Genomic DNA, 18033 nt, shown 5'->3' on the forward strand with positions numbered 1-18033 from the left:
CAGCTACGCGCTATGACCTCCTACGTCAGGTCATAGCGCGCCAGGTAATTGCGCAGCCGATCTGCGTCGTTGGTCGTTGCACGTTTGCTGCACGGTGCCGCGAACAACTGGCGACCCGTCTCGGACAGGTCGCGGCGGCGGCGACACATGGCGACGCTGGATGGTCGAGGTTGCTTCATAGTTGGTATCACGCAAGGTGTCGCTCGACTTCGCGTCCACCGATATCACCCGCCCGACGGAATGCGGAGGCAATCGTGTCGCACTGCCCTGTTGTTGCGCCTGCTTCTTCGAACACAGCGCGCCACTCGCGTACCGTGCGAATGACGCGATCCGCAATGCGTGACGCATTCGGTACCAGAAGACCGAACCAGCCGGCGCCACTCAACGCATTGTCGAGGGTGGCGCTTCGGCCATAACGCCCTACGCCCAGGTGCAGTGTCCGCTCAAGTGCTACCTGCGGCTTGGGCACCACGTCGTAAAGGGGACTGAGACGCCAGCCCCCACTTTCGTAAAGGAACGCGTGATTTCTCAGGTGATCGTCGTCGTTGGATACAAGTATGTTGAAAACCATGCGAGCAAACAGCTCTTCCCGGTCGCCAGCGATTCGTCCAGACACTCCGTATATCCCGAGGGCATCGGCAATGGCCCCGTAATTGGCATCAGGCGAGTCACGTTCGTGCAGACCAAGCATGGTGAGAGCGCTGACCATGTGCCGACGAGCTATGCCGAACGGCGTTGCCTGCCGATCAAATCTCTGGATCAGCATGATGTTGCGACCATCTGGAAGCGTCTCGAGGCGAATCGGCGGAACATTCAGACCGGCCCGCCGAGCGAGCTTCAGCGTGGCGAATTCGACCAGCGGGATGTCGAAGCGATCGTCCTTCGCGGGGAATTTCGCGATCCACTCATGTCCATCGACCTGGATGACGGCCTTTGGACGCGCTCCGCCTACCGAAGGACCACCTTCGAAAAATGAGGCAAGCCTCGCGGGTACGGGCTCCCCATCCACGATCCGTTCTGCGGCTTCGTGAAGGTAGCGAAGGTCCAGGATGCCGGGAAGCGAACCGTGCGTTACGCCGTCCTCCGGACCGTGTCGGATATCGAGCGCTCCGGCGCGGTATGGACCGGCTTCATCCATGTACCGCCATTCCGGGAGTCCATTTGGAGGAGCGCGTAGCTTGTTCTCGATGACCCGACGCCCCCAGGAGTCCGGGGTTGCGTCACGCAGGGCCCCGAACAAGGCAAGGCCGTTGACGGGAACGAAGTCCGCATCGTCACCCTCGCCCAAGGGCAGGCTGATCGGATCGACTGGTACCGCCTGCGGGCGCTGGACGTAGCGCCTTCCGTAGGCGAAACGCGATGCCCTGACCTCAATGCCGTTCTCCGCCATCGACAGCCTGCCTGCCGGCACGGCGGCGGTCGCCTCCGGAAGATGAATAAAGACTGTTCGCTCAGCCATGTCAGAAATCCAGATCGTCGCGAGGTATCCGTCGTGACGGCCGCTGCATGCGTGTCTGGTCGAGCAGGGCCTCGGAGGAAGGATCCTCGATACGCTCCAGCAAACGCAGTAGGCCTAAAGCATCGAAAACACTCAGCCACGTTCCCAGCGAGGTACTGATCGCCCCCTGCTCCAGGCGAGTCATGGTCGGAGCACTGATGCGGGCGCGCTCTGCTAGTTCCACCTGGGACCAGCCACGTGCGAGCCGCGCCGTACGGACCAGCGCAGCGAAATGCGCACCTACCTCGGTGACTCGGGGGTTCGCAAACCCGCGCTCGTCGCGACGCATATTTCTTACCCTTTGGAGAAGCAGTCCAAAGCTATCATTTAAGAAATTCGACGTGTGAAATTTCTTAAATTTTATAGTAAGCGCCTAATCTATCATTTAAGAAACTGGCGTCCAATCAGTCTGGCATTACCAGACGCATCGGCAACTGGTCGAGGCGTCGCCCCGTCACCTCATCGATCACCACCGCACTCACCCGCTCACCCGTCTCGTCGGCGACGAGATGGGACAGCTTCGCGCCCCCGCCGTTGTGGCGACGGCCCCATTCGCCCATGGCGGCCATGATCGGCAGGAACTCGCGTCCGGCCTGGGTCAGCACGTACTCGTCGCGCGGCGGCCGCTCGCTGTAGCGGCGCTTTTCCAGAACACCGGCCTCGGTCAGGCCCTTCAATCGACGCGACAGGATGTTCGGCGCGATGCCCAGGCTCGTCCGGAACTGGTCGAACTGCGTCATCCCCCGGCTGGCATCGCGAAGGATCAGCACGCTCCAGGTATCGCCCACCAGGGCGAGGCTGCGGGCAATCGAGCAGGTACCTGAAGAAAGTTTGTCGATGTCCATTGCATAATGATATCTAGGTCACTATCGTATGGCAACGTAGTCGATATCACTTTGCAACTTACCCATACGGAGTCACCCTCATGAGCGTTGAAAACAAAGGCACGGCACTGGTTACGGGCGCTTCGTCGGGCATCGGCGAGGTCTACGCCGAGCGTCTGGCGGCGCGCGGCTACGATCTGATTCTGGTCGCACGTCGTCTGGATCGCCTGGACGCACTGGCCAGGAAGATCGGCGCCGCCACAGGGCGGAAGGTCGAGACGCTGAAGGCGGACCTTACCCAGCGTGCCGACGTGGCCGCGGTAGAGAAGCGGGTGGCGGAGGATGCTTCGATCACCCTGTTGGTGAACAATGCCGGTATCTCGCTCAACGGCAGCTTCCTCGACAACGACAGCGACGCGATCGAAAAGCTCATCGCCATCAACATCACCGCACCCACCCTGTTGACCGCTGCGGCGGCCAAGGCCTTCGTCGCTCGCGGCCATGGCGGCATCATCAATATCGCGTCCGTGCTCGCCTTCGCACCGGAGATGTTCGACGGTATCTACAGTGGCTCGAAGGCGCACCTGCTCAACGTGAGCCGGAGCCTGGCGACGCAGCTGAAGGGCACCAGCGTCCGCGTGCAGGCGGTGTTGCCGGGTGCGACCCGCTCGGAAATCTGGGAGAACTCGGGTAAAGACATCGATGCGATGTTGCCGGGGATGGTCATGGAGACCGCCGATCTGGTGGATGCCGCGCTGCTGGGCTACGACCGCGGTGAGGTGGTGACGATTCCACCGCTGGCCGATGAGCAGCAGTTCCTGACGTATGACGCCGCGCGCGTCGCGATGGGGCCGAATCTCTCGCGCAAGGACGTGGCACCGCGCTATCGCGCCTGATCTGGACATGTAGGAGCGCGCGGGGCGCGCTCCTACACGAGATGGTGGAGTCAGGTTTTTGGCATGATCTTCCGCAGCATCCCGTCACTGCCGCCGCGCACGTACCAGATGCTGCCGTTGGACGGGTTCACCTTGATCGCGCGCACGCTGCCGGTATACACGCCGGCGGCGTCACGCCCATAGCGTTCGACACCTGTCACGTTCCCGCTCGCGTCGAGCACGACGCGATACAGCGCGACCGACGACGTCGAACCGAGCAGTGCCGAGCCCTGCCACTGTGGGAATTGCTTGCCCTTGTAGAACACCAGCCCCGAAGGAGACATCGAATTCGTGGTGGGGAACCAGCCCCAGTAGGCGGACGGCTGAACGTACTGCGGCGCCGTGTCGTGGCGCGGATACGGCTGACCCGGCATATAGGCGTCGCTGGGATAGTGATTGCCGTTGCTCACCAGTGGCCATCCATAATTCCCGCCCTTCACGATCTGGTTGAACTCGTCACCCGACGACGGGCCCATCTCGGTCTCCCACAGCTTTCCGTCTTCACTGAAGGCGAGCCCGTAAGGGTTACGAAAACCACTGGCCCAGATCTGGCCGGCGACGCCGCCCTGGCTTGCATTCGGGTTGTCGGAAGGCGTGCTGCCGTCCAGGTTGAGGCGGATGATCTTGCCCAGTCCGCTGTCCGGCAACTGCGCGGTAAATCCGCGATCCTGATTGACGTCGGGGATGTCGCCGTCGCCGACGGAGAGAAAGACATGCTTGCCGTCGGGCGCGAACGCGATGCGTGCACCCGGTTGCCCGCGAACCGACCACTTCGACGGTTCCTGCCAGACGATCGTCAGGTTCTCGATGTGCGCGGTGTTCGACGCCTCGACAACGCGTGCCTTCGCCAGCGTGAGGTGGTTATTGCCGTCGGCGGCCTTCGCCACGTAGCTGAACCATAAGACGTGATCCTTCGCATAGGTCGCGGGCACGGCCACGTCGTGGAAGCCGCTCTGTCCGCCGCCGCCATTCGCGCCGACGGAAACAGGCAAACCTGTCACCGGCATCTTGGCGCCTCTCGAGTTCACGATGTACATGTGGTCGCTCTTCTCCGTGACCACGATGCGGCCGTCCGGAAGAAAGTCGAGTCCCCACGGATTGTCGAATGGTGCAAGATCGGTAATGACGAACGGTGCGGGCGGTTCGGTCTGAGCGCCGGCGACACGTGCGTTGTACGACGACGTTTGCGCAAAGGCGCAGGGGGCGGCGATCGCCCCCCCAAGCAGGACGACAAGAAGCGGCAGGCGACGCATGACAGGATCCTTGTGTGGGGAGTGGTCGCAAGAAGCTACGTGGTTCGAGGGTGACGTCGCTGCCTCGAAATAGCCCGGATCGTCCAAACCCGCGATTCCATCGCAAATTCCCTTATCGAACGACGCCCTGATGCGGAATTCACGGTGTCATAGCGCGACCCGTGGATGCGTCGGCGTCGATCGGCCGTCTTCACACCTTCCCAGTCTCACCAGCGGCTTACAGCGCATTCGCGCGTGCTTCCGAACGAATGCGCGCTAAACTACGGGGCTCGCTCGGTTCTTCGCGGTTAGGCATGCTTTCTTTCGTGTTCGGTGCCTTCGGGCTGTCCACCCTCTGGCTGCTTCCCCTGCTGTGGCGTGTCATCGCGTCGCTGATCCGTCGGCGCAGGCCGCCCACCGTGGGGCCCGGAGCGATTCGTTTCTGGACGGGCTTTGTCCTCGTCCTGCTCGCCAGCACCACGCTGGAGGGCATCGTCATCTCGCACTACACCGACGACCCGACCACGGGTGGCGTCGTAAGTCGCTGGCTCGGCGATCTCTTCGGCGCCTTCCCCGGCGGCGCACTGGCCGCGGCGATCGCGCTGGCGGTGATCGTCGTCGCGCTTCCCTGGTACCTCGGGATCACCTGGTCGACCGCCGTGGCCCGCGCCAATGGGATCCTCGAGCCGATGGGTGCGTTGGCTATCGAAGGCACACGGCGCCTGTTCACCCGTTCGGCCGCGCGCGCCACGGGTCGTCGCCCTGCCGGCGCCGTGCGCCGCGCGGATCGCGGGCCGGCGCGCCGTCGCACGCCAGCGGCCGCCACCCGCGGTAAGGTCACCCCGGCGGCCGCATCCACACCGCCATCCTCGTCCCTGCATGTCGGCACGGAAACCGTGCGCGGCGAGCCTCTGCGCGCGACGCGCGTTCGCCCGTCGGTGACCACGCCGGTGCCGCCGCGCCACCGCGCGAAGCCGGACACGGTGATCAGCGAACCGTGGCTTGCGCCTCGCGGCCAGACCGTGCCCACCACCTCCTCGCCGGAGGCCGCCGCGGCGGCGGCGCACGTCTCCGCTACGCCTGGTTTACCGATCGCGCCGCCTGCCGCCGACGTCGCCGACGAGGCACCGATGCTCATCAAGCGTCGGCGCCCCATGGAGAGCCAGGCTTTCCTTGCACCGTCGATGCGATCGAAGCATGGTCCCGAGCGCTCGTCGGTGTCGCCGACGACCCCCTGGGAACCCTCAAGCCACGACGCTTCGGACACGGAGGCCGACGAGGTCGTCCGGAACGACCAGCCTCTTGCGGACGTCACGCCCCGGGTCACCGAGCCTTCCCGTCCGCAGGCGCCCGTACCCGTGCCCGCCATGCCCTCACCCCCGCCGGTCGCCCCGGTGTCGCGCTTCGCCATCGCCGCCAACGATGAGCAGGCCACGACGACGGAGGCGACTATCGTCCCTCCAGCGCGGATGGTGACGCTCACGCCGGCACGTCCCCTGCTCGCGACGAGCACCGCCAGTGCCGTGGGTATACCGCCGCTCACCCTGCTCGCCGCCGCGTCTCAGAACACCCTCGCCGTCTCCGAACAGGAACTCGTCGACACGGGCGAACTGATCGAGCAACGCCTGCGCGAGTTTAAGGTACCGGTGCAGGTGGTCGGTGCGTCGGCGGGTCCGGTCATTACGCGCTATGAAGTCGAGCCGGCCGTCGGCGTGCGCGGCAACCAGATCGTCGCGTTGATGAAGGATCTCGCGCGCGGTCTGGGTCGCACTACGATTCGCGTGGTCGAAACGATTCCCGGCAAGACCTGCATGGGCCTCGAGCTGCCGAACGAACAGCGCCAGATGATCGCGCTGTCCGAGATCCTCGACTCCAGCGAGTATCGTGATTCCGACTCGCTGCTCACCCTGGCGATGGGCAAGGGCATCACCGGTGAACCGGTGGTCGCCGATCTGGCGAAGGCGCCGCACATGCTCGTTGCCGGCACCACCGGCTCGGGTAAATCGGTCGCGGTGAACGCGATGATCCTGTCGATGCTCTACAAGGCCACGCCTGAAGACGTTCGCATGATCATGATCGACCCGAAGATGCTTGAGCTCTCGGTCTACGAGGGTATTCCGCATCTGCTGGCGCCCGTGGTCACGGATATGAAGCTCGCCGCCAACGCGTTGAACTGGTGCGTGGCCGAGATGGAAAACCGCTACAAGGTCATGTCCGACCTGCGCGTGCGCAACCTTGCCGGATACAACCAGAAAGTGCGCGAGGCGCGTGCGGCTGGCAAACCGTTGTTCAATCCGTTTCCCGCGCATCCGGAAATCCCCGAGCACCTCGACACGATGCCGATGATCGTCGTCGTCATCGACGAGCTCGCCGACCTGATGATGGTCGCCGGCAAGAAGATCGAAGAACTGATCGCGCGGCTGGCGCAGAAGGCACGTGCCGCGGGCATCCATCTGATCCTCGCCACGCAGCGTCCGTCGGTCGACGTCATCACCGGTCTGATCAAGGCGAACATCCCCACGCGCGTGGCGTTTCAGGTGTCGTCGAAGATCGATTCGCGCACCATCCTCGACCAGATGGGCGCGGAGAGCCTGCTCGGTGCGGGTGACATGCTGTTCCTGCCCCCGGGCTCGGGCTATCCGCAGCGCATCCACGGCGCGTTCGTCGCCGACGAGGAAGTGCACCGCATTGTCGCCTGGCTGAAGCAGTTCGGCGAGCCGGATTACAAGGACGAGATCCTTGCGGGGCCGCCGAGTGAGGCGGTCGAAGGCGAACCGGGTGAGGATGGCCTCGATGCGGAGCTGGATCCGCTGTACGACGAAGCGGCCGCCTTCGTGCTGCGTTCGCGTCGTGCGTCGATCTCGTTCGTGCAGCGGCAGTTCCGTATCGGTTACAACCGCGCGGCGCGTCTGGTCGAAGCGATGGAGGCAGCCGGACTGGTCTCGGCGATGGGCATCAACGGGCAGCGCGAGGTGATCGCGCCGGTGCCACAGGACTGACCGAAATCCCACCGGTGCGGAACCCGCTGATGCGGGGCCCCATACGGACGCGGTACCACGCACGGATGCGGAATCTCCCACGGATGCGGCATCCCCTGTAGGAGCGCGCCCCGCGCGCGAAAAGCCTACAGCGCGATGAAGCCATGCCTCCGCCTCACCGCCCCGCAGGCCTTTCGCGCGCAGGGCGCGCTCCTACCGAAGGAAAAAAGAACGGGCCATCGGCCCGTTCTTATTGGCTTATTCTTTTGTCAGAAGCTTCAGCGGCACCGCGATCGACTTATCGACCGTCTGCTTGTCGATCAGCTTCTTCGCCGTTTCGACGCCGAGCTTGCCGATCTCTTCCGGCTGCTGCGCGACCGTAGCGGCCATGCTGCCGTTCTGCACGGCGGTCTTGCCGTCCGGCGTGCCGTCGAAGCCGACGACCAGCACCTTCTTGTTCTTGCCGGCTAGCGCCTGTACCGCACCGAGGGCCATTTCGTCGTTCTGGGCGAAGATCGCCTGGACGTCGCTGTTGCCCTGCAGGAGGTTCTCGCTGACCGAGAGACCCTGCGCACGATCGAAGTTGGCCGGCTGCTGCGCCACGACCTTCATGCCCGTGGTGGCGATCTCGTCGTCGAAGCCCTTGCCGCGCTCACGTGCGGCCGAGGTACCGGCCACGCCCTGCAGCTCGATGATGTTGCCCTTGCCGCCAAGCGCCTTGGCCAGGTAATCGGCCGCCATCTTGCCGCCGGCGATATTGTCGGACGCGATGTGCGACGCGACTTCGGCGCCGTCGACGCCACGGTCCAGCGTGATCACCGGAATGTTCGCGCGCTGGGCGGACTGCACGGCGCCGGCCAGAGCCGAGGAATCGGTCGGGTTGAGCAGGATGACCGAGACGCGCTTCTGGATCAGGTCTTCCACCGACGAGATCTGGCGGGCCGGATCGTCCTGCGCGTCGACGACGACCAGCTGCACGCCGGCGTCCTTGGCGGCCTTTTCGGCACCGTCCTTGAGTTCGACGAAGAACGGGTTGTTCTGCGTCGACAGCGCCAGACCGACCACCGGGGTGCCGGAGGGTGCGGCGCCGCCGGCCGTGGAAGCCGCCGCCGGAGCGGATTCGCCCGGACCCTGCTGGGAGCAGGCCGCGAGCAGCGTGGCCGCTGCCGCGGCGAAGAATGTGAGCTTACGCATGGTGTGTTCCCTCGTTGGTATTACTGCCGCCTGTCGAGCAGGACGGCGATCAGGATGACGATGCCCTTCACCACCTGCTGGTAGAAAGAGCTTACGCCGAGCAGATTGAGACCGTTGTTCAGGAAGCCGATCAGCAGCGCGCCGACCAGCGTCCCGAACAACCAGCCGCGGCCACCGGCCAGGCTGGTGCCACCGAGAACCACGGCGGCAATGGCGTCCAGTTCATAACCCGCACCGGCCGTGGCCTGCGCGGAATACAGGCGCGAGGTAAGCACCACGCCCGCGAACGCGGAGAGAAGACCGGACAGGCCGTAGATCGCCAGCTTCATCGGTGAGATGCGCACACCCGACAGGCGCGCCGCTTCTTCGTTACCGCCGATGGCCACGACGTGACGACCGAACACCGTGCCGCGCAACAGGAACGCGCAGACCACGAAAGCGACGAACATCCAGATCACCGGCAGCGGGATCAGGTTGGCGACGTAACCGCCGCCGAGCAGTGCGAAGCTCTGGTTGGTGACGGGGATCGGACTGCCCTGCGTATACGAGAGCGTAAGGCCGCGCAGAAGGGTCATCGTGCCGAGCGTGGCGATGAAGGGCGCGACCTTGCCCCAGGACACCAGCACACCGTTGATGATGCCCAGCACCAGGCCAAGACCGAGACCCGCGCCGACCGCCAGCACCATGCCGTGCCCCGAGGCCATCAGGCCCGCGGTGACGGCGCCTGTAAGCGCGAGGATGGCACCCACCGACAGATCGATGCCACCGGCGAGGATCACGAACGTCATGCCGAAGGCGATCAACGCGTTGATCGAGACCTGACGCAGTACCGTGAGCAGATTGCCGGTGGAAAGGAAATCGGGACTCATGATCGAGAGCACGACGAAGAGCAGGAGCAAGCCGATCACCGAGCCCAGACGCTGAATCAGCGTCATCGCACGGCTCCAGTTGAGTTGAAGCGTCATTTCACTTGCCTCCGGTCGCGGCGGTCATTACGGCTTCCTGAGTGGCGCCGTGGGCTTCGAGCAAGGCGGTCGCCTTTCCTTCGTGCATGACGAGGACGCGATCGCTCATGGCGAGCACCTCCGGCAGTTCCGACGAGATCATGAGGATGGCTACGCCCTGTTCCGCGAGTTGATTGATGATGTGATAGATCTCGGCCTTGCCGCCGACGTCGACGCCGCGCGTGGGTTCATCGAGGATGAGCACACGCGGTTTCAACGCCAGCCACTTGGCCAGCACGACCTTCTGCTGGTTGCCGCCGGAGAGTGCACGGACATCCAGTTCCATGTCGCGCGTGCGGATCTTCAGCGCGTCGATCAGACCGCGCGTCTGTTTCTTCTCACCCGGGCGATCGACCAGTCCCGCGTGCGCGGGAACGCGCGGCAGGCTGACGTTTTCGCGCAGGCTCATGTCGAGGACGAGGCCCTGGGCCTTGCGGTCTTCGGTGACGAAACCGAGGCCGGCCTGGATCGCCTCGGTCGGCGTCTTTGGGGTCACCGTGACGCCGTCGAGCGACACCTGGCCCGACCCGGTCTTGTCCAGACCGAACAGCAGGCGCGCAAGCTCGGTGCGTCCCGCACCGAGCAGGCCGGCGACGCCGAGCACTTCGCCCGCGTGCAGGTCGAAGCTCACGTCCTTCACCATACCGCCCGAGAGGTGCTCAACCTTCAGACGTACCTCGCCGATCTTCGGCGTGCGCGCCGGGAAGCGTGCGTCGAGCGTACGCCCGACCATCATCTTCACGACCTCGTCGAAGGCCAGGCCCGGCACGTCGCGCGTGCCGACGAACTGACCGTCACGCAGGATCGAGATGCGGTCGCACAGCGCGAAGATCTCTTCCATGCGATGGGAGACGTAGACGATGCCGGTGCCCTGCTCGCGCAGCTCGCGGATCAGCTTGAACAGCGTATTCGTCTCGCTTTCGGTAAGCGCGGCCGTCGGCTCGTCCATGATCAGCACGCGTGCGTTCTGGCCCAGCGCGCGGGCGATCTCGACCATCTGCTGCTGGCCGACCGACAGTCGCTCGATGCGCGTGTCCGGATCCAGTCGGGTCATGCCGACGCGCGCCAGCCATTCCATCGCGCGCTTCGTCATCGCCTTGCGATCGAGCAGGCCGAAACGCGAAAGCTCGCGTCCGAGGAAAAGATTGTCCGCGATGCTGAGCGCGGGAATCAGGTTCAGTTCCTGGTGGATGATCGCGATGCCGTACTTCTCGGCCTCGGCGGGCGAGGTGATCGACACCGCCTGCCCGTCCACGTCGATGCCGCCCTGGTCGGGCGCGTAGATCCCCGTGAGGATCTTCATCAGCGTGGACTTGCCGGCGCCGTTCTCGCCCATCAGCGCATGGACTTCGCCGCGGACGAGTTCGAAGTCGACGCCTTCGAGCACCTTGACCGGACCGAAGGCCTTGTGGATGTCGTGCATCCTGACCAGTGGCGGGGATGCACTCATCAGAAGGTCACGCCCGCATGCAGGATCACGTTGGCGTACGGCGCCGTTTCCCCCGTGCGCACGACGGCGACCGCGCGCGCGGTCAGGCGCTTGAAGTCCTCGTGGCTCACTTCCGAGCGCGTCACGCCCTGATTCGCCAGGCGCCCAACCAGCGCGACGAGCGCGGGATTCTTCTCGTGGATCTCGCTGGCGACCGTCACGGCCTCCACCGCCAGCTCCGCATAGATCGCATCGAAGACCTGCGCGAACGACGGCGTACCCGGCAGCACGGCCAGGTCGACGCACGGCACGCCGTGCGGCACCGGCAGGCCGACATCACCGATCACCAGCGTGTCGGTATGGCCCATCGCGGCAATGACGCGGTTGAGTTCGGCATGGAGCAGCCCGCTGCGTCTCATCAGTGTGTCTCCAGGAATGCCGTGACCTCGTCGAGGCGCGGCATGCCGCCCTGGGCGCCCAGGCGAGAGACGGCGATCGCGGCGGTGGCGCAGGCTTTGCGCACGGCCACGTCGAGACCCTCGGCGAGGAACACCGCGAGCGCGGCATTGAAGGTGTCACCGGCGCCGGTGCTGTCCACCGCGTCGACCCTGAAACCGCCCTGATGGCGCGGCTCGTCGTCCTTGTCACGGAACCACGCGCCGTCTTCGCCACGGGTCAGCACGACCGGGCAGGGAGCGAGACGCATCAGTTCACGGAAATCGGTATCGCCCGGCTGGCCGAGCACCATCGCGAGTTCGTGCTGGTTCGGCGTGAGAAAGCGCACGCGCGACAGCCACTCGACCGGCAGCTTCTGCGCGGGAGCGGGATTGAGAATGATCGCAACGCCTTCCTCGTGCGCGATGCGCAGCGTGGCTTCGACGGCGTCCAGCGGAATCTCCAGCTGTACCAGAACGGCGTCGGCGCCGCGGATGAGCTCGCGGGCGGCTTCGACGTGCGCAGGGGTGACGCGGCCATTGGCGGCGGGCACGACGACGATCTGGTTCTCGCCACCGGCGACCGTGATCGACGCGGTACCGCTGCCGATACCGTCGATGCGGGTGACACGGCTGACATCGATGCCCTCGGCGACGAGACCGTCGTAGAGCTGCTCACCGAACGCGTCGTCGCCCACGCAGCCGACCATGCTTACCGATGCACCGAGGCGCGCGGCGGCCACCGCCTGATTGGCGCCTTTGCCACCGGGGATGGTGAGGAAGCGTTCGCCGGTCAGCGTTTCGCCCGGCGCGGGGAAGCGCGGCGCAAGCGTGACCAGATCCATGTTGATGCTGCCGACGACAACGATTCGCGTCATGCCTCAAGTGCTCCGGATGGTGACTGCGGAACGTCCGTTGTTTCGCCAGGGGATGGGATGGCGCGCAAATATACGCCTTTACGCGCGTGTGTGGCTTTCACGCGCGTGCTTTCCATCCTCCGCTACCGGGAGAGGCCTCTGGAGTCGAGTTCGGCGAGGTATGCAGGCCACGAGGTGTCGTAGGCACGGCCAAGGTCGTACAGCGTATCCCAGCCGAAAATACCGCTGGCATGGCCGTCGTCGAAGCGAATCAGGACGCCATAGTGACCAGTGGGCTCAAGGGCACTGATGCCGACGTGACGCTTGCCGTGCACGAGCACTTTCTGTCCGGGACCGTGGCCCTGGACTTCGGCGCTGGGGGAATTGATGCGAAGGTACTCGCAGGGAAGTTCGAACCGCTCGCCGTTGTCGAAGGTGACTTCGAGAAAGCGCGAGGCGGCGTGGAGAACGATATCGACGGGTCGCGGGCGTTGCATGGGCTGGTCGCTAGTGAGCGCGACCAAACCCATCGCCCGTACCCTGCTCCAGCGGCGGCGGATCGCCCGCCACAGCCAGCAGGGACGTCGCGTAAGCGTCTTCCATGCTCACGGTCGACACTTCATCCCACGAGAAGAACGACGGCTCACGCAGCCATTCCGCGTCGGGAGTGATCTCCTGCATGTTGAAGCCTTCGTCGTCGGCGCTGACCAGCCGGCCGATGTAGCAGACCTCGGACTCGTCTTCGCTGTCCACGTGCACGCCGATCACCGGCGCGTGCGCCGAAGCGGCCTTGACCACCTGCGCGATGTCGTCGAGCGGGAAATCCGCCGGTGGCGTGGGCTTGATGCCCTTCAGCGCGAGCGCCTTTTCGAGGAAGCCCGCGTGTTTATCCGGCGCCTCGAATTCGGAGATGTCGCGGTGCCGCATGATGTACATGCCGTCGTAGCTGACACCATCGCCGATGACCCACAACAGGAAGAACTCGCGGCCGACTCCGCCGACATAGCCGCAGAAGCTGCCGTGCTCGAGTTCGCCGCGCCACAGACGGATCAGCTGCTGCGAGTCCTGCGCTTCACGCAGGCTCGCACGCTGACCGTTGGTTTTGAGTTGAATAACCTTGCCCATATCGGTCAATAGTTTACCAGAGGGGGCCGCCCTCGATGTTTAGAGGATGTAACGGCTCAGATCCTCGTCCTTGACCAGCGACGAGAGGTTTTTATCGACATATTCGGCGTCAATCAGATATTTTTCGCCGGACTTGTCGGCCGCTTCGAAGGAAATTCTCTCGAGCAGGCGCTCCATCACCGTATGCAGGCGGCGGGCGCCGATGTTCTCCGTGCGCTCATTGACCTGAAACGCCACGTCGGCGAGGCGATCGACACCGGTCTCGGTGAACTCCAGCGTGACGCCTTCGGTTTGCAGCAGCGCAACATACTGCTTGGTCAGCGCGTTGTTCGGCTCGCGCAGGATCCGCTTGAAATCCTCCACCGACAGGGCGCTCAACTCGACGCGGATCGGCAGGCGACCCTGCAGTTCAGGGATGAGATCCGACGGCTTGGCCAGCGAGAACGCGCCCGAGGCGATGAACAGGATGTGATCGGTCTTGATCGCGCCGTACTTGGTCGAGACGGTCGAGCCTTCCACCAGCGGGAGCAGGTCGCGCTGTACGCCTTCGCGGCTCACGCCCGCGCCGCCCCACTCGGAGCGCTGGGCCACCTTGTCGATCTCGTCGATGAAGACGATACCGTTCTGCTCGGCGATGTCCACGGCGCGGCTGCGCAGTTCTTCGTCGTTGAGCAGCTTGCCGGCTTCTTCCTCGACCAGCAGTGGACGCGCGGCACGAATGGTGAGCTTGCGCTTCTGCGACTTGGCGCCACCCAGGTTCTGGAACATCTTGCCGAGCTGCTGGCTCATCTCTTCCATGCCCGGTGGGGTCATGATCTCGACGCCGACGTTCATGGCGAAATCCAGTTCGATCTCGCGATCGTCCAGCGCGCCTTCGCGCAGCTGCTTGCGCAGCTTCTGCCGGGTGTCGCTGTCGATGGCCGTCACGTTGGAGCCGGTGTCGTCCCAGCCGGATGCCGCCTGGCGTCGCGGCAGCAGCGCGTCGAGCAGACGATCCTCGGCGGCGTCCTCGGCCTGGCTGCGCACGCGGCTCTTCGCCTGGTCGCGCACCAGCTTGTACGAGACATCGGCAAGATCGCGGATGATCGACTCCACGTCCTTACCGACATAGCCCACTTCGGTGAATTTGGTCGCTTCGACCTTCACGAATGGCGCATTGGCCAGCGTGGCCAGGCGACGGGCGATTTCGGTCTTGCCCACGCCGGTCGGGCCGATCATCAGGATGTTCTTCGGGGTCACCTCTTCGCGCATGCCCGGTTCCAGCTGCATGCGGCGCCAGCGGTTGCGCAGGGCGATGGCGACGGCGCGCTTGGCGTCGTTCTGGCCGATGATGAACCGGTCCAGCTCGTTGACGATCTCGCGGGGAGTGAGTTCGGACATGGGCCTCAGAGCTCTTCGATCGATGTGTTGTGGTTCGTATAAATGCAGATGTCGCCAGCGATCTTGAGCGCTTTTTCGACGATCGTGCGTGCATCCAGCTCAGTGTTTTCCATCAGGGCCAGCGCGGCGGACTGCGCATAAGGGCCACCGGAGCCAATGGCGATCAGGCCATGCTCGGGCTCGAGGACGTCGCCGTTACCGGAGATCAGCAGCGACGCCTCCTTGTCGGCCACGGCCAGCATGGCTTCGAGCCGGCCGAGGCGACGGTCGGTGCGCCATTCCTTGGCCATCTCCACGGCGGAGCGGGTGAGATTGCCGCCGTGCTTGACCAGCTTCTCCTCGAACAGCTCGAACAGGGTGAAGGCGTCAGCCGTGGCGCCGGCGAACCCGGCCAGGACGTCGCCCTTGCCGAGGCGGCGCACCTTGCGGGCGTTGGCCTTCATCACGGTGTTGCCGAGGGTGACCTGTCCGTCACTGCCGATGACGACCTTGCCGTCGCGGCGGACGCAGACGATGGTCGTGGCGTGCATCGGTTCCATAGCGCGTTCCTTGGGGGAGTCGGCAAGAGGTGGGGCCGCAGGGGGCCCGACCCAAGGCGTGAAGAGCTCGCGCGCATGGCGCGCTCCTACCCTTTGCGTTTCGCCCGTGGATGCGCCGCGTCGTAGACCCTGGCCAGATGCTGGAAATCGAGGTGGGTATAGATCTGTGTGGTGGCGATGTCCGCATGGCCGAGCAGCTCCTGCACCGAGCGCAGGTCGCCGGAGGACTCGAGCATGTGGCTGGCGAAGCTGTGCCGGAGCATGTGCGGGTGAACCCGTTTGGCCTGCCCGCTGGAGAGCCTGGCCAGGCGAAGCTGGACCGCCCTCGCCCCGATCGGGGCACCGCCCCGGCCCTTGAAGACGGGATGCTCCGGGCCCGCCTCACCCAGCGCGGCGAGCGCCTTCAGCGCGGCGACGGCAAAGCGGCCCACCGGCAGGATGCGCGTCTTGTTGCCCTTGCCGAGCACGCGCACCTGCCCGTCTTCGAGATCCAGGTCGCCCCAGCGCAGGCCGCAGAGTTCCGACAGGCGCAGGCCGCTCGAATAGAACAGCTCCATCATCGCGGTGTCGCGCGGGGCCAGCGAGCCGCCGAGGTTGGTTTCGACCAGCTCCTTGGCCTCGTCGGCGTCCAGCACGACGGGAAGCTTGCGCCTGACCTTCGGCCCGCGGACGCCCAGCGCCGGGTCGTGGGCCAGCTGCCCTTCGCGGGTGAGGTAACGAAACAGCGTGCGGAACGCGGAAAGAAGCCGCTGCAGGCTGTTGGGCTCCAGGCCCTTGGCCTGCTTGTTACCTTTCTCGGGCAAGGGCCGGTGCAGCCGTGCGATCAGTGTGCGCAGCCGGTCGGGCGTGAGGGCGTCGAACGACGACAGCCCCTCGGCATCCATATAAGCGATCAGCTTGTCGAGGTCGCGCCGGTACGCGGCAAGCGTATGCGCCGATGGCACACGCTCGGCTTCGAAATGCCGAAGGAAGGCTTCGACGGCCTCGCGCGGGGTCACGCCGCCTTCCGGGCCCGTTCGATGGCCGAGCCGACCGTGGTCGAAATCATGTTGAGGAACAAGGTGCCCATGCCCGGATGAAAGCGGTCCGCGTCGGCGCTGCCGATGGCCAGGAGCGCGTCCGGGCCCACGCGCATCAACGCGGCGGAGCGCACGTCGGGTGCCGCATCGCCGAACAGGCGGTGCAGCTTGTCCGGCGCAAGGCGACCCGCCACCGGGTCGCCATGTTCCAGAAACGAAGCGAATTCCGGCAGGCCCGCCGTACCGCGCGGTTCGCGCAGCAGCCACGGCTCGTCCGGCAGGCCCGCAAGGTCACCGAAGAAGACGAGGCGAATGCGTTCCGACTGGAAGTCCTCGGTCAACCGGCTGACCACGTTGCGCACCGTTTCCTCGACGTCGCGTGAGCTGAGCAGTGCCAGCATCAGGCCGTGCACGCGACGCATCAGCGCCTCGTTGTCGCCGGCGATACCGGTGAGGTCCTTGAGGCGGCGCTCCAGCTCGGCGTTCTTCTCGCGCAGGCCGCGCAGCTGGCGTACGGCCAGCGAGGTGGCCGGCCCGTTGCTGCTCGGCAGCGTCAGCGCGTCGGCGAGATCGGGGTAGTCGGCGAGGAAGTCCGGATGCCGCCGCAGGTAGGACGCGACGGTGGCTGGTTTGATGTCGCCGTCGATCGCGGAGTCGGTCATGGGTACTTCCTCGGTTGTTGCTGGGTAGAGCATCGCGCGCGGGGCGCGCTCCTGCGGGTGCCGGTCGCAGTGTGCCGCTTTAGCGGGCTGGCGTCACACTTCGCCTTCAAAGACAAAGGCGGCGGGGCCGGTCATCCAGAGTGTATGGCCGGGGCCCTGCCACTCGATGGTCAGGGAGCCGCCGGGCAGGTCGATGCCGACGACGGTGCCGGCGAGGCCCAGCGCGTGGGCCACCGCGGCGGCCGCGCAGGCACCCGTGCCACAGGCCTGCGTCCAGCCGCTGCCCCGTTCATGCACGCGCAGGCGGATGCGGTCGGGCCCGAGGCGCTGGGCGAAGCCGACGTTGGCACCCTGGGGGAACACCGGATGGGCGGTGAGCAAGGGCCCCAGGCGATCGACGCGCGGATCCGAGACATTGTCGACGAAGACCACCGCATGCGGGTTGCCCATGGAAACCGCGCCGAAGCTGACGTCTTCTCCATCAAGCTCGACGGTGTAGGTCGCATGGGCGGGGCGGTCGAGCGGGATCGACGACGGCACGAAGTCAGGCTCGCCCATGTCCACCACGACGCGACCTTCGTCCAGCACACGGACCGTGACCGGGCCGGAGGGGCTCTCCAGTCGGACGTCGGTGTCGCGCCCGATCACACCATCGCGGAACAGCCAGGCGGCCACACAACGGACACCGTTACCGCACTGCCCCGAAGGCGTGCCGTCGGCGTTCCAGATGCCGTAGTAGAAAGCGCAGGACGGATCGCGCGGCGGCTCGATGCTGATCAGCTGATCGAAGCCGATGCCGGTGTGGCGATCGGCCAGCGCGGCGATACGCGCCGCATTCGGCACGCGGCCGGCGTCTTCACGCCAGTCGACGATCACGAAATCGTTGCCGATCCCATGCATCTTGGTGAAGCGCGACGTCATGG

General features: G+C 65.3%; 17 protein-coding genes and 2 pseudogenes. 3 read left to right on the forward strand and 16 right to left on the reverse strand.

All coding sequences use genetic code 11. The features are described 5' to 3' along the window. Positions 1-187 precede the first annotated feature (187 nt). The 3 genes from FA87_RS19080 to FA87_RS19090 form a co-directional block, all read right to left on the reverse strand. Positions 188-1138 (reverse strand): HipA domain-containing protein, encoded by a 951-nt coding sequence (locus tag FA87_RS19080; protein ID WP_239709135.1) that lies wholly within the window; start codon positions 1136-1138, stop codon positions 188-190. A 322-nt stretch (positions 1139-1460) separates the two neighbouring features. Next, entirely contained in the window at positions 1461-1787 is a 327-nt protein-coding gene (locus FA87_RS19085) for a helix-turn-helix domain-containing protein (RefSeq protein ID WP_051943130.1), read from the reverse strand. 115 nt (positions 1788-1902) lie between these two features. Further along, positions 1903-2343, reverse strand: coding sequence for a helix-turn-helix domain-containing protein (locus tag FA87_RS19090; RefSeq protein ID WP_043696869.1), 441 nt, complete (start codon positions 2341-2343; stop codon positions 1903-1905). 80 nt (positions 2344-2423) lie between these two features. Here FA87_RS19090 and FA87_RS19095 point away from each other — a divergent pair, with 80 nt between their 5' ends. After that, positions 2424-3218 carry an SDR family NAD(P)-dependent oxidoreductase gene (locus FA87_RS19095; RefSeq protein ID WP_043696872.1) on the forward strand — a complete coding sequence of 265 codons (795 nt, stop codon included), beginning with the start codon at positions 2424-2426 and terminating at the stop codon, positions 3216-3218. Between the two features lie 50 nt (positions 3219-3268). Here FA87_RS19095 and FA87_RS19100 read toward each other — a convergent pair whose 3' ends face one another. Next, a complete protein-coding gene (locus FA87_RS19100; RefSeq protein ID WP_043696875.1) occupies positions 3269-4510 on the reverse strand; it encodes a PQQ-dependent sugar dehydrogenase in 1242 nt (413 codons plus the stop codon). A gap of 248 nt (positions 4511-4758) precedes the next feature. On the opposite strand from FA87_RS19100, the pseudogene FA87_RS21240 reads away from it, so the two are divergent. Both FA87_RS21240 and FA87_RS21245 read left to right on the forward strand, forming a co-directional pair. Then, positions 4759-5145: pseudogene (locus FA87_RS21240) on the forward strand (DNA translocase FtsK 4TM domain-containing protein); the annotation flags it as partial. Between the two features lie 852 nt (positions 5146-5997). Further along, positions 5998-7488 (forward strand): annotated as a pseudogene (locus FA87_RS21245) (DNA translocase FtsK); the annotation flags it as partial. Between the two features lie 237 nt (positions 7489-7725). Here FA87_RS21245 and rbsB read toward each other — a convergent pair. The 12 genes from rbsB to dapF all read right to left on the reverse strand — a co-directional run bounded on the left by rbsB (position 7726) and on the right by dapF (position 18031). Then, entirely contained in the window at positions 7726-8661 is a 936-nt protein-coding gene (rbsB, locus tag FA87_RS19110) for a ribose ABC transporter substrate-binding protein RbsB (RefSeq protein WP_036108991.1), read from the reverse strand. 20 nt (positions 8662-8681) lie between these two features. Next, positions 8682-9626 (reverse strand): ribose ABC transporter permease, encoded by a 945-nt coding sequence (locus tag FA87_RS19115; protein WP_052191458.1) that lies wholly within the window; start codon positions 9624-9626, stop codon positions 8682-8684. 1 nt (position 9627) lies between these two features. Beyond that, complete coding sequence (locus FA87_RS19120; RefSeq protein ID WP_043696881.1) at positions 9628-11115, reverse strand: sugar ABC transporter ATP-binding protein; 1488 nt, start codon at positions 11113-11115, stop codon at positions 9628-9630. Further along, entirely contained in the window at positions 11115-11513 is a 399-nt protein-coding gene (gene rbsD, locus FA87_RS19125; RefSeq protein WP_043696883.1) for a D-ribose pyranase, read from the reverse strand. Before rbsD ends, FA87_RS19120 begins: the two co-directional genes overlap by 1 nt. Further along, the gene (rbsK, locus tag FA87_RS19130) at positions 11513-12406 is read right to left on the reverse strand and encodes a ribokinase (RefSeq protein WP_043696885.1); all 894 of its coding nucleotides are present in this window, start codon (positions 12404-12406) and stop codon (positions 11513-11515) included. The genes rbsD and rbsK overlap by 1 nt, the downstream gene beginning before the upstream one ends. 122 nt (positions 12407-12528) lie before the next feature. Continuing rightward, positions 12529-12882: a DUF971 domain-containing protein gene (locus FA87_RS19135; RefSeq protein WP_043698554.1), complete on the reverse strand. Its 354-nt coding sequence runs from the start codon at positions 12880-12882 to the stop codon at positions 12529-12531. Positions 12883-12892: 10 nt separating this feature from the next. Beyond that, complete coding sequence (locus tag FA87_RS19140; RefSeq protein WP_036108984.1) at positions 12893-13510, reverse strand: hypothetical protein; 618 nt, start codon at positions 13508-13510, stop codon at positions 12893-12895. A 39-nt stretch (positions 13511-13549) separates the two neighbouring features. Next, positions 13550-14890, reverse strand: coding sequence for an ATP-dependent protease ATPase subunit HslU (gene hslU / locus FA87_RS19145; protein WP_036108981.1), 1341 nt, complete (start codon positions 14888-14890; stop codon positions 13550-13552). 5 nt (positions 14891-14895) lie between these two features. Next, positions 14896-15429 (reverse strand): ATP-dependent protease subunit HslV, encoded by a 534-nt coding sequence (gene hslV / locus FA87_RS19150; RefSeq protein WP_036108979.1) that lies wholly within the window; start codon positions 15427-15429, stop codon positions 14896-14898. Positions 15430-15515: 86 nt separating this feature from the next. Further along, on the reverse strand, positions 15516-16427 hold the full coding sequence (locus tag FA87_RS19155) for a tyrosine recombinase XerC (protein ID WP_043696888.1): 912 nt from the start codon (positions 16425-16427) through the stop codon (positions 15516-15518). Continuing rightward, the gene (locus FA87_RS19160) at positions 16424-17110 is read right to left on the reverse strand and encodes a DUF484 family protein (RefSeq protein WP_036108969.1); all 687 of its coding nucleotides are present in this window, start codon (positions 17108-17110) and stop codon (positions 16424-16426) included. The genes FA87_RS19155 and FA87_RS19160 overlap by 4 nt, the downstream gene beginning before the upstream one ends. Positions 17111-17203: 93 nt before the next feature. Then, the gene (gene dapF, locus FA87_RS19165; RefSeq protein WP_043696890.1) at positions 17204-18031 is read right to left on the reverse strand and encodes a diaminopimelate epimerase; all 828 of its coding nucleotides are present in this window, start codon (positions 18029-18031) and stop codon (positions 17204-17206) included. Between the last annotated feature and the right edge of the window lie 2 nt (positions 18032-18033).

Source organism: Luteibacter sp. 9133, from assembly GCF_000800155.1.
GTDB classification, from domain to species: domain Bacteria; phylum Pseudomonadota; class Gammaproteobacteria; order Xanthomonadales; family Rhodanobacteraceae; genus Luteibacter; species Luteibacter mycovicinus.

Bases quoted from the DNA above. Each gene is read 5' to 3' on its own strand.
- rbsD (WP_043696883.1), bottom strand. From the start codon at position 11,513: ATGAGACGCAGCGGGCTGCTCCATGCCGAACTCAACCGCGTCATTGCC.
- FA87_RS19085 (WP_051943130.1), bottom strand. From the start codon at position 1,787: ATGCGTCGCGACGAGCGCGGGTTTGCGAACCCCCGAGTCACCGAGGTA.
- FA87_RS19120 (WP_043696881.1), bottom strand. From the start codon at position 11,115: ATGAGTGCATCCCCGCCACTGGTCAGGATGCACGACATCCACAAGGCC.
- FA87_RS19080 (WP_239709135.1), bottom strand. From the start codon at position 1,138: ATGGATGAAGCCGGTCCATACCGCGCCGGAGCGCTCGATATCCGACAC.
- FA87_RS19100 (WP_043696875.1), bottom strand. From the start codon at position 4,510: ATGCGTCGCCTGCCGCTTCTTGTCGTCCTGCTTGGGGGGGCGATCGCC.
- rbsB (WP_036108991.1), bottom strand. From the start codon at position 8,661: ATGCGTAAGCTCACATTCTTCGCCGCGGCAGCGGCCACGCTGCTCGCG.
- FA87_RS19090 (WP_043696869.1), bottom strand. From the start codon at position 2,343: ATGGACATCGACAAACTTTCTTCAGGTACCTGCTCGATTGCCCGCAGC.
- FA87_RS19160 (WP_036108969.1), bottom strand. From the start codon at position 17,110: ATGACCGACTCCGCGATCGACGGCGACATCAAACCAGCCACCGTCGCG.
- rbsK (WP_043696885.1), bottom strand. From the start codon at position 12,406: ATGACGCGAATCGTTGTCGTCGGCAGCATCAACATGGATCTGGTCACG.
- FA87_RS19115 (WP_052191458.1), bottom strand. From the start codon at position 9,626: ATGACGCTTCAACTCAACTGGAGCCGTGCGATGACGCTGATTCAGCGT.
- FA87_RS19135 (WP_043698554.1), bottom strand. From the start codon at position 12,882: ATGCAACGCCCGCGACCCGTCGATATCGTTCTCCACGCCGCCTCGCGC.
- FA87_RS19095 (WP_043696872.1), top strand. From the start codon at position 2,424: ATGAGCGTTGAAAACAAAGGCACGGCACTGGTTACGGGCGCTTCGTCG.
- hslV (WP_036108979.1), bottom strand. From the start codon at position 15,429: ATGGAACCGATGCACGCCACGACCATCGTCTGCGTCCGCCGCGACGGC.
- hslU (WP_036108981.1), bottom strand. From the start codon at position 14,890: ATGTCCGAACTCACTCCCCGCGAGATCGTCAACGAGCTGGACCGGTTC.
- FA87_RS19140 (WP_036108984.1), bottom strand. From the start codon at position 13,510: ATGGGCAAGGTTATTCAACTCAAAACCAACGGTCAGCGTGCGAGCCTG.
- dapF (WP_043696890.1), bottom strand. From the start codon at position 18,031: ATGACGTCGCGCTTCACCAAGATGCATGGGATCGGCAACGATTTCGTG.